Origin of the sequence: Enterococcus florum (genome assembly GCF_004309355.1) — a bacterium.
Taxonomy (GTDB): domain Bacteria; phylum Bacillota; class Bacilli; order Lactobacillales; family Enterococcaceae; genus Enterococcus_A; species Enterococcus_A florum.
Map to the genome: position 1 here is coordinate 1 of NZ_BJCC01000051.1, position 9921 is coordinate 9921.

A 9921-nucleotide genomic window follows, 5' to 3' on the forward strand; every position below is an offset into this window, starting at 1 on the left:
GAGAGGCTTCCAGCCGAAGAGCAAACCACCCGTTTTCACGGGTGGTTATGATTTATATGACCGCTAATTCACTTTTCACGAGACCAGTGATGAAAAAGGTAATTAATACACAAGTATATGATTATGTAAACTTATTTTTCGACATGACAAATCACGTTCTTCTTTTTTAAAACTTATGTAGAAACCAAAAAAAATGACTCGAACAATCATTTGTATTACTGATGATTGTTCGAGTCATTTTCGATGGTTATTCGTGGTACTCTAAAAAACTATGCGTTTTGTACAAGGAAGTCGTTGACTCCTGGCCATTTTGACTATATAAACTGGTGGAGCCAGATCCCTTATTCTTTTCGATTTGTAATAGACGCTCCAACTGATTATGGTAATCAAATTGCTTAGGATCGACTGGCTCTAAACCGCTCTTTTGGTAGAAACGCAGCAAATTGCCATTATTGATTTTATCTGAGGTAATCAATTGTTCATCAACAGCCAGATTTAGTTCCTTAAAGATCCGCTGCTGTTCCAAATTCGGTTCCTCAATCGGCAATCCTGTTTGATTATCATACATTTTCCCGCTATAAAACGTATAATCGGGTGTAACAAAATCACCGTCGCGAAAGGCAACGACTTGCTGATGTTCTGGTGAGAACAGGTCTTGCCCTAATTGAATATAATTTTTACTTGAAATTCCTAATAAATGAAGTAGAGTAGGCAAGACATCGACTTGACCGCCATAGGTGTGGTCGATTTTACCATTGGTCACTCCTGGAATGTGGATCATGAAAGGAACACGCTGCATTTGGGCATTATCGTAATCCGTCCATTCTTCAGAAGGAGTTCCTAATAATGGTGCCAGCTCTTTGTTGCGAGTATTTGAAATACCGTAATGATCGCCGTACAACACAAAAATTGAATCATCATACAGTCCACTTGCCTTTAAATAAGAAAAGAATTCTTCCAATGCTGTGTCCAGATAATTTGCTGTAGCGAAATACCCATTGATTGTCTCATCCTTCGTGTTTGCGACAGGGAACCCATCTTCATCATTATTAAAGCGTGAATAAGGATAATGATTCGACACCGTGATCATTTTCGCATAAAAAGGCTGCTGCAGATGCTCCAGATATTGAACGGATTGGTTTAGAAAGGGTTTGTCATGCATCCCATATTGAAACGAGTTTTCTTCGTTGATATCGTAATAAGTGGAGTCAAAAAAGTAATCATAGCCGAAATGCTTGTAAGTAACATCTCGGTTCCAGAAGTTTGCTGAATGCCCGTGAAAAACAGCAGAAGTGTATCCTGCCTTTTGTTGTAAGATCGAAGGGGCTGCTTCAAACGTGTTTTGATCTCCTAATTGAGTGAATAAAGCCCCTTGATTAAGGCCAAACAATGAATTTTCCAACAGGGTCTCAGCATCCGATGTTTTCCCAGCTTTTACTTGATGAAAGAAGTTATCAAAGCTGTAGGTACTTTGATCATGATACAGACTGTTCAAAAAGGGAGTAACGGTGTGTGACGTCCCGTTTTCGTCTGCCAATTGATAATCGATCAAGAACTGTTGGAAGCTCTCTAAGTGGATGTAAATAACATTCTTCCCTTTAGCAATACCAAACATCTCATCATTAGGTTTCGCATAATGTTGATCAACATAGTTCACTGCTTCTTTTAAATCAGTTGGACTGGCTTCCGCACGGACTTGGTTGTTTTGATAAGTCTGATAGCCATCGTACAAGGTAAAGGCATTGATTCCCAAATATTTTACTAAATACTCTCGTGAAAACTGACGGCTCAATAAACCAGAGCGATCGATCTCAGCCAAAAAAAGATTACCGGTTCCTAATAGCACGGACAACATCGTCAAGGCTGTAGCTTGCCGCAGTTTTGGCACACGTGTATCCATGACAATCGATCTTCGCCAAAATAAAAGCGGCAGGATCATAAAGTCAACAATATAAAATACATCATAAAAACGAAACAAGCGTAAGGCGCTCTCACCCAATCCGGTAGAGACCTGACCGGCTCCAAGCAGAGTATTGATCGTGATAAAATCAGTAAATTCACGGTAATAGACCGCATTCGAAAACAGCCATATAGACAACAGCACATACACAATAAACAAAAATAGATAGGAGACCCTGGTTCGCTGAATGAATAAGCCGATACTTAATAGAAACATCGTGACACTGATTGGATTGATAATCAGAATCAAGAATTGCATGGGACTTTGCAGACTCAGATGAAAGTCCATAATATAGGCAAATATATTTTTAACCCACAGCAGGACCACCAGCAGGCTGAAAAATCCGATTCGTGTATTGAAAGATTCGATATATTTTTTTAAATGAGACATAACAGGCTCCTTAATTCACAAAGTACAGTCAAGTTTCATTTTATCGGTTTTGAAATAATGCGTCAAACTAAATAACCATTCATAGGGTATCCTTAAGGATTTTCCAACTCGTTTTTTTGAAGAGGAGCTACCCAGATTTCTATTTTCTCCACATCAGCATCTGCAGACGGCTGATATTTTTCAATGGAGTAAGGTTCAGAGATCAGCATTTTTTTCGGCATCCAAGTGGACAACAGATAACTTAACGCTTTAGCAATCGCGGTGGAGCGTTCTGGTTCGCTTTTTTCTGTTTCAAACCGGCAAATGATGTATTCTCCAGCTGGGATCCGCCATTCCTCCCAGGCCTCTGATGGTGTACCATCACTTTGCATTCCTACGAAGTAATCAAACGATTGATCACTCCCTAATTTTTCTGGATCAAGTGACGAATCCTTCAAAAAAGATACTCCTATAGTGCTGCCCTTGTCTAGAAGATGCGGAATCGACGGTTTCAAGGTGTAAAAGCTTTGCCACAATTGATCCGCTTGATTGATTCCGGTAGCTGCACCAATTGGAATATTTGCACCTATAGACATTTTTCCTAGAATCCCTAAATAAGTTTCCTCTTTTACAAGCGTGTCATACGAAATCTCTAAGAACATCTCGTTTGTAATCAGCGGCACTCCCTCATCAATCAAAACATATTGCATAGACAAATTCGGCTTTAGGACTTGATTCAACGCTGGCCGCTCTTTACGATAAAGCTCTGGTGTAATAGCAAATGCTGCTTTAAAGACTCTTGCAAAGTGAGCATGACTGCTAAATCCATTTTTTAAAGCAATGTCTAGAATCCGTTCATTCGAGTTCAATAAATCTTGACAGGCATGTGCTAGTCGACGCATTTTGATATAGTCCATCACAGGTCTTTTGACTAATCTAGCAAACAAACGCTGATAGTAAAAGGGCGACAGATGGGCCAATTCCGCCAATGGTTGAATCCTCAATGCTTGATCAAGGTGTTCCTCAATATAATCAATCGTTTTTTGAATTTCTTTCCATGTCTCCATTCGTTCTTCCTCCAATAGGTAAAGCATATCATGAAATTGACGCATTGATTATCCTCTGAATGCCAACTTTCGAGTATTGACAAAATAAATCCGCGCTATTATAATGAGTACACACTCAGTGAGTAAGGAGTCGACGAAAATGACTGAAACGATGCGAAGCAAACAAAAGAAGGAAACGCGACAAAATATTCTTAACACGGCGCGACAACTATTTGCTGAACAAGGTTTTACTATTGCTACAAGTAAAATCGCTAAAGAAGCCGGTATTTCTCATGGCTCTCTGTTTCAGCATTTTCCTAAACGAGAGCACTTGATCCAAGCGGTGATCCAGGACTTTTTTGATCAATTGAATTCTAAAACAGATGAATTGACGAAAAACAGTGCAACGATTGAAGCATTCCTGAGAATGCATTTAAAAATTCTACAAGAGCAGGAAGAATTCTATTCTCAGTTGATTCGAGAGCAACAGCAATTCTCAAATGACATACAGGCCAAATTATTCGCAAACTATTCAACATTGTCCTTTCATATGATCAAAATAATAGAAAAGCAAACAAAATTGAAGCTGGCACCTCACATGTATTTCAACACCTGGAATGCACTATTGTCCTATTATATATTGAATAAAGTGATGTTTTCGCCTCAAAACTCTGTGCTTCAAAGCTATGGGGAGGAATTGATTGAAACATATTTGACAATGATGTTTTCAGAGGAAAGGAATGGTTAGATGAAAAAGTGTATCGCCTGCGGGATGCCGATGGAGAACGCAGAGGATTTCGCTGCTGGAGATAGCTGTAAAGAATATTGTCGTTACTGTGCCAAAGAGGATGGAAGCATGAAAAGCTATCTTGAGAAAAAAAGAGATTTAACGGTGTTTGTACAAAAGACACAAGGAATTGCTGAAGCTGCCGCTGCTGAAGTCGCTGTATCGATGATGAAAGAGTTGCCGGCTTGGAGGGATTACCAATGACAGAACTTACAGCAATGCCTAATGTTGGTCCAGTGTTGGCGGAACATTTAAAAGCCATCGGAATCAACAGCCATGAGGACTTGGTAATGATGGGGACAGAAGAAATTTTTTTGAAGATACGTTTGCAAAGAGATGCTGGAGCATGTTTGAACATGCTTTATGGCATCGAGGGAGCGTATCAACATGTTCGCAAAACACAGCTTTCTCCGGAGAGAAAGCTGCAACTAAAGACATTTTATCAATCACTAGATTAACCAATAACGCCTATGCCTTGATGTGAGCATAGGCGTTTTTTTATAGTTCTGATGTTTCTCGTGCGAATTCCTTACTGGCCTCATAAGCATAGATCGCTTTCTTTCGCATCTCTTTATGATCAACGATCTGAAAAGGATAGTCTGTCCCTAACTGAATCCCATAATTCCTTTGATCCTCCTCGCTCATTTTGTAGGGCTCGTGGATCAATTTTTCTGGAAGCTCCCTTAATTCTGGAAGATACGAGCGGATAAATGCCCCAGAGGGATCAAATTTTTTAGCTTGTGTTGTTGGGTTGAAAATCCGAAAATAGGGAACCGCATCTGTTCCAGTCGAAGCAGCCCATTGCCAGCCGCCGATATTACTTGCTGGATCGTAATCGATTAACATTTGTTGAAAGTAGCGTTCTCCCCAACGCCAATCGATCAATAAATCTTTTGTCAAAAATGAAGCAACGATCATTCGCAAGCGATTATGCATCCAACCAGTCTGGTTAAGCTGACGCATCGCAGCATCTACGATAGGAAATCCAGTCTGACCCTTTTTCCAAGCCGAAAAGTTGTCCTGATCATTTTGCCAGCGGATAAAACGGAATTGCTCTTGAATAGGCTGCTCTTTTTGTTCTGGATTTGCTGCATAGATCATATTATAAAAATCTCGCCAGCAAAGCTCCTTTTCAAACGTTTGCTTTGCTATCGAATTCTTTTGTTTTTGCAGTTCTTGCCAAACTGTGCGAATCGAGAGCTCTCCAGTACGTAGATGACGAGAAAGACGACTGGTTTTATCTAGATTGGGATAATCCCTGGCCGTCTCATAATCCGATAGATCTTCTGTTAAAAAACGATTCAATTGTTCGATTGCAGCTTTCTCGCCAATAGAATCCGAATTTTGATCCGGCAGATCAGCAATCAGTTCTTCCAGCTGCTGTTCATCTTTTGGGAATAGCGTTTCCTTGATAACGATTTTTGGATTGAAGGGTGTCTCAACAGGTGTTGGTTTTATCTTTTCTTTCCATTGCTGGTAGTAAGGCGTAAAAACCTTATAAAAACTTCCTTGTTTGTTTTTGATCTCCTTAGCGCCATGAAGATGATGATCCATATAGGAGTGAACGACGATGCCTTGCTCTTTGAAAAACTTCTCTATTTCCCGATCTCGCGTGTTTCCAAAACCACGTTCATCCTGATTGAAGTAAACTCGGTCCCAATCGGTGAGCGTATCTTTTATTTTTTGAAACGACTCTTGAGGATTTCCGTAGAGAATTTGCAAATGCGCATTTCGGTTTACGTTTTGTTGAAAAGCAGTCAAACTTGCAAAGAATGCCTGTTGGTTTAAACTTTCCGTCAAAAATTGCTCTGGATTTACCTGAAAAAGCAGCAGCAGTTTTTCAGAATCCTTCAACGCATGAGAAAGGGCAGTGTTGTCTTCTAAACGTAAATCACGTCGGAACCACATAATAGATGTCACAATTTTCATTCCTTTCTTTCTACAAAATTAGTATGACACAAGAAGATTGATGTCGGCAATAAGAACGCTCTAGTTATTAGTGTTTGCTTATTTGCAAACAAAATTATTTTATGTTAGCATATTCATTGAGGGGGAGAGACATTGAAATCTACTATTAACATTCATCAGCAAGGATACGACTATCAAAATGGCGTTTATACCTGTTTGTACTGTGAACAAAGTTTTGAAGAGGGTTACATCTACTCACTGAATGGCAGGAATGCAACAGCCAAAAAAGCGATGGAGGAACATATCAACTCTGAACATGACGGAGCACTGTATGCCTTGATTTCCCAAAGTAAGAAAATTAGTGGACTTTCTGAGACGCAACAGGAAATTCTTGAATTGTTTGCTCAGCAATTGAGTGACTCAGTCATTGCACAACGGTTGGGGATAACGACTTCAGCTGTTAGAAATCATCGGTTTAAATTGAGAGAAAAGGAGAGGCAGGCGACTGTTTTTTTGAGTATCATGAATTTGTTGAAAGATGAATCCTATGTGTTGCCGCACAAGGGGGCTAGGATGATCGATGAACGATACCAAATAACACAGGAAGAAAAGCAGCAAGTCTTATCAACCTTTTTTTCTGAAGATCAGAAATTGATCTCACTGCCGCGTAAAGAAAAGCGCAAAGTAATTGTACTGGCAAAAATCGCAGAAAGTTTCGATTCAAAGAAAAACTATTCAGAAAAAGCCGTCAATCAAGTGATTCAGCTCTTTTTCGAGGATTTTGTCACAGTCCGCAGGTATTTGATCGAGTACGGATTTCTTAATCGGACAAAGGATGGGCAAAGCTATTGGCGGATTGATTAAGGAGGAAAAGAAATGCCTTATCGTTTTCATCATTTGCATATTACTGTAAAAGACTTAGCAGCTTCAGAGCGGTTTTATGACCAGTTTCTTTCAATTTTAGGCTGGGACATCTCAAATAAATATAAGGGGGAACTGCCGCATGCGAATATGTCCGTTGTCGAATACATGAGTGAAAGTCTCGATTTTGCAATCTGTTCACCTAAAGAAGACTTGGCCTGTTTAGATATTGACGTGAGAACACCTAAGGCCGTTCAACACATGGCCTTTGAAGCGGATTCTAAGCAAGAAGTAGATGACTTTTTTGAAAAGATTCGGCAATTGGATGTCTCGATCCTGCACAATCAACCTAAGTATTATAAAAAAATCGCTCCTCAATATTATGCTGTTTTCTTTGAAGACCCAAATAAAGTACGATTGGAAGTATTTCATTACAATGTGAAATAACTATTGATTGTTGTTGAGGAGTTAAGGTACCATAAAATGCAAATGGATCTACTAGGAGAAAAGATATGAAAAGGCAATTACCAACTCCACCAGTTTTACCAAACAAGCTTGTGGACGATTTTTATTTGGAAGACGAAGTAACATTAGAAGGCATTAAATCTGAAAACTATGATTATAGTTATGCCAGAGCGGCAAATGTACTGATTCGTACTTCTTATTTGAAAGATGTAACTATGCAGCGCACACAATTGGAACGTATTGATTGCAGCAATGTCATTTTTGAAAAATGCAACTTGTCTAATTTAGAATGGATCGCTGGAAGTTTCCATCAGGTTGTATTTGACCAGTGCAAGCTAACAGGAGTCAATTTTGCAGAAAGTTATTTACGAGATTGCCGGTTTATTAATTGTGTGGCTGATTTTTCTTCATTCAGCAATTGCAACTTTAAACATGTGCAATTTCAGGACTGTAATTTGGAAAACAGCGAGTTTTACGAACTTACTTGGAAACATTTGTTTTTACAACAGAATTCCTTGACGAATAGTAATTGGATGCATACGAGTTTAAAGGAGTTGGATGTATCGGATAATGTGTTCGATCGAATTATGTTGTCTGCAGATCGATTAAATGGACTTATCACAAACCAGGAACAAGCGTTAAGCATTGCAGCAGGTTTGGGAATAAAAATTGTCGAGTAATTGAACGATTAAGACTTAAACATAGGCAGTGTTTGAGTCTTTTTTACGTTTTTTGAAGGTTGTATAGGGAGTGTCGTCATATCTTATTAAGTAAATTTCTATATTTTAGTTTACATAATATACATTATACAAAGTTACGTACAAAAGGTCAATGTTAGGATTCAGTGCAATACGTGATTGTTTTACTATCATGATCGCTCTCGATTTGCTCTGTTGTATCCTGTTCTGATTCTCATACATATACAATATCGCTCGTTTTATTCCTTTTTAACCATACACGATCGATTGATTGATTTCTAGAAAGCTTTGGAATACTCCAAATTAAATTTTTGCTGCGGTGATTTCCACTTAAAAAGTTTTCGTGGACGTAAATTCATACTTTGAACTGCTTGATTGATTTTATTTTGAGAAATATTTTTGAAATTAGATGGCTTTGGAAAATATTCTCTGAGTAATCCAATATGTTTCTCATAAGATCCACGTTCATGTGGCACGCATGGATTTGTCTACTACTAAATCACAAAGATTGCTACTCACAAATCCAACACTAACAAGATATCTGTGAGTAGACTAATTTCATTTCACAAGTAGGTGCTTAAAATTTTTGTTACGACAATCATTTGAAATAGTTCTCGCTTAGATAACTAACTATCTTTAACCTCCATTAATCGTTTTTCGCTCTTTTCTAACGGTTCTAAATCATTTTTTGCGAAATCATCCAGTTGAACTTTTTGTCCATTTTGAATAGAAGAATCCTGCCCAACATCAATTATTTGATCAATCGATTCTTGTTCAAGGAAATTTCCTAATCCTTTAGCTAAATCTTTAGCTTGGCGCATGATAAAATCCTTTTCGTATTCAGTCATTTAGTCACCTCAAAACCTTGAAATAGTTTCTGCTGATAAACAAAAAACCAAAGAAAGACGAAATCATGAAATTAAGACATAATACTACTTTCCAATTTTGGATTGATCCGAAAAGTAACCAATTATTCAAACTGCAATTAACTAGTAAGGCTATTGTAGCTGTCTTATAAGCTAAGTAATCAGAACGTTCATCATCCCCCATTTTAAAAATAATCAAGAAGACACATAGAACTAAAATAACGGTTGCTATACAAGCAAATATGAGCAATCCTGTTGAGAAATTTTCCCCCTTATTGATCAGAAATTGATCAAACATTTTCATGACTAATCTCCCCTTCCTCTACATATTCAAAGATGTCATTAATACTAACTTGAAAGAAATTTGCTATCCGAAAAGCTAAAAGCAGCGACGGTAAGTAATTTCCTTTCTCCATTACAAAAATAGTCTGTTTTGAGACACCAACCTGTTCTGCAAGTTCACGTTGAGATAGCCTTGCCAGCACACGGTATTCATACACCTTGTTAGTAATAGAGTCATCGATGGTTTTCTTCATAATAGATCACCTCTTAGTATCAGATTAAACCATAATTGTACAAAAGTAAAGTAAACTTATATGAAAGGTAATTTTTTATAACAAAAACACCCAACAGAAATTTGCTGAGTGTTGTACGTTATTCTGGTATTCGACAGTTTAATATCGTTCCCATCAAAATATTCATACAAAAAACCATTTTTCTTAATACCACTAGTTTGTAAAAACAATTGGATTAATTATACTGCTCTCAATCTTTAGATACGATTACTGTAGAAAGTCAGATGGCGTTCTAATTATTTTTGATGACTGATCATTCTCCTCTATTCAGCGACGATTTTGGATTCGCTGCACGCAAAATAAATCGGATGCTAAAAAAGCACTCACAATAAATGTAGTGACCCCAAAAAGTTAGACTTTTTTTGGAGTGGAGAAATCCACTCCTC

At 38.1% G+C, this 9921-nt stretch carries 11 protein-coding genes and 1 pseudogene; 6 read left to right on the forward strand and 6 right to left on the reverse strand.

The genetic code is table 11. The features are described from left to right. Positions 1-247: 247 nt before the first annotated feature. Both NRIC_RS18880 and NRIC_RS18885 read right to left on the reverse strand, forming a co-directional pair. Complete coding sequence (locus NRIC_RS18880) at positions 248-2350, reverse strand: LTA synthase family protein (protein WP_146624275.1); 2103 nt, start codon at positions 2348-2350, stop codon at positions 248-250. Positions 2351-2442: 92 nt separating this feature from the next. Continuing rightward, positions 2443-3396 (reverse strand): AraC family transcriptional regulator, encoded by a 954-nt coding sequence (locus NRIC_RS18885; protein WP_175580163.1) that lies wholly within the window; start codon positions 3394-3396, stop codon positions 2443-2445. A gap of 139 nt (positions 3397-3535) precedes the next feature. Between NRIC_RS18885 and NRIC_RS18890 the strand changes: the two genes are divergently transcribed. The 3 genes from NRIC_RS18890 to NRIC_RS18900 are packed head-to-tail and all read left to right on the forward strand — an operon-like array spanning position 3536 to position 4620. After that, positions 3536-4123, forward strand: a complete 588-nt coding sequence (locus NRIC_RS18890) for a TetR/AcrR family transcriptional regulator (protein WP_175580164.1) — start codon at positions 3536-3538, stop codon at positions 4121-4123. After that, positions 4124-4366: a zinc ribbon domain-containing protein gene (locus tag NRIC_RS18895; protein ID WP_146624278.1), complete on the forward strand. Its 243-nt coding sequence runs from the start codon at positions 4124-4126 to the stop codon at positions 4364-4366. It begins immediately after the preceding gene. Then, on the forward strand, positions 4363-4620 hold the full coding sequence (locus NRIC_RS18900; protein ID WP_146624279.1) for a TfoX/Sxy family DNA transformation protein: 258 nt from the start codon (positions 4363-4365) through the stop codon (positions 4618-4620). The genes NRIC_RS18895 and NRIC_RS18900 overlap by 4 nt, the downstream gene beginning before the upstream one ends. A gap of 40 nt (positions 4621-4660) precedes the next feature. Here the strand turns inward: NRIC_RS18900 and NRIC_RS18905 are convergent, their stop codons facing one another. Continuing rightward, on the reverse strand, positions 4661-6082 hold the full coding sequence (locus NRIC_RS18905; RefSeq protein ID WP_146624285.1) for a cryptochrome/photolyase family protein: 1422 nt from the start codon (positions 6080-6082) through the stop codon (positions 4661-4663). Between the two features lie 141 nt (positions 6083-6223). Here NRIC_RS18905 and NRIC_RS18910 point away from each other — a divergent pair, with 141 nt between their 5' ends. From NRIC_RS18910 to NRIC_RS18920, 3 genes are all read left to right on the forward strand, one after another. Beyond that, positions 6224-6934 carry a DUF2087 domain-containing protein gene (locus NRIC_RS18910; RefSeq protein WP_146624280.1) on the forward strand — a complete coding sequence of 237 codons (711 nt, stop codon included), beginning with the start codon at positions 6224-6226 and terminating at the stop codon, positions 6932-6934. Positions 6935-6946: 12 nt separating this feature from the next. Continuing rightward, positions 6947-7378, forward strand: a complete 432-nt coding sequence (locus NRIC_RS18915) for a VOC family protein (protein WP_146624281.1) — start codon at positions 6947-6949, stop codon at positions 7376-7378. Positions 7379-7443: 65 nt separating this feature from the next. Next, the gene (locus NRIC_RS18920; protein WP_146624282.1) at positions 7444-8076 is read left to right on the forward strand and encodes a pentapeptide repeat-containing protein; all 633 of its coding nucleotides are present in this window, start codon (positions 7444-7446) and stop codon (positions 8074-8076) included. 296 nt (positions 8077-8372) lie between these two features. On the opposite strand, the pseudogene NRIC_RS19945 reads toward NRIC_RS18920, so the two are convergent. The 3 genes and pseudogenes from NRIC_RS19945 to NRIC_RS18935 form a co-directional block, all read right to left on the reverse strand. Continuing rightward, positions 8373-8579, reverse strand: a pseudogene (locus NRIC_RS19945) (IS30 family transposase); the annotation flags it as partial. A 141-nt stretch (positions 8580-8720) separates the two neighbouring features. After that, positions 8721-8942 (reverse strand): hypothetical protein, encoded by a 222-nt coding sequence (locus tag NRIC_RS18930; RefSeq protein WP_146624283.1) that lies wholly within the window; start codon positions 8940-8942, stop codon positions 8721-8723. Positions 8943-9250: 308 nt separating this feature from the next. After that, positions 9251-9496 carry a helix-turn-helix transcriptional regulator gene (locus NRIC_RS18935; protein WP_146624284.1) on the reverse strand — a complete coding sequence of 82 codons (246 nt, stop codon included), beginning with the start codon at positions 9494-9496 and terminating at the stop codon, positions 9251-9253. Positions 9497-9921 lie beyond the last annotated feature (425 nt).

What these genes read in the sequence shown, in the direction of transcription:
- NRIC_RS18880 (WP_146624275.1), bottom strand. Translation starts at nt 2,350, where the DNA reads ATGTCTCATTTAAAAAAATATATCGAATCTTTCAATACACGAATCGGA.
- NRIC_RS18885 (WP_175580163.1), bottom strand. Translation starts at nt 3,396, where the DNA reads ATGGAGACATGGAAAGAAATTCAAAAAACGATTGATTATATTGAGGAA.
- NRIC_RS18890 (WP_175580164.1), top strand. Translation starts at nt 3,536, where the DNA reads ATGACTGAAACGATGCGAAGCAAACAAAAGAAGGAAACGCGACAAAAT.
- NRIC_RS18895 (WP_146624278.1), top strand. Translation starts at nt 4,124, where the DNA reads ATGAAAAAGTGTATCGCCTGCGGGATGCCGATGGAGAACGCAGAGGAT.
- NRIC_RS18900 (WP_146624279.1), top strand. Translation starts at nt 4,363, where the DNA reads ATGACAGAACTTACAGCAATGCCTAATGTTGGTCCAGTGTTGGCGGAA.
- NRIC_RS18915 (WP_146624281.1), top strand. Translation starts at nt 6,947, where the DNA reads ATGCCTTATCGTTTTCATCATTTGCATATTACTGTAAAAGACTTAGCA.
- NRIC_RS18920 (WP_146624282.1), top strand. Translation starts at nt 7,444, where the DNA reads ATGAAAAGGCAATTACCAACTCCACCAGTTTTACCAAACAAGCTTGTG.
- NRIC_RS18930 (WP_146624283.1), bottom strand. Translation starts at nt 8,942, where the DNA reads ATGACTGAATACGAAAAGGATTTTATCATGCGCCAAGCTAAAGATTTA.
- NRIC_RS18935 (WP_146624284.1), bottom strand. Translation starts at nt 9,496, where the DNA reads ATGAAGAAAACCATCGATGACTCTATTACTAACAAGGTGTATGAATAC.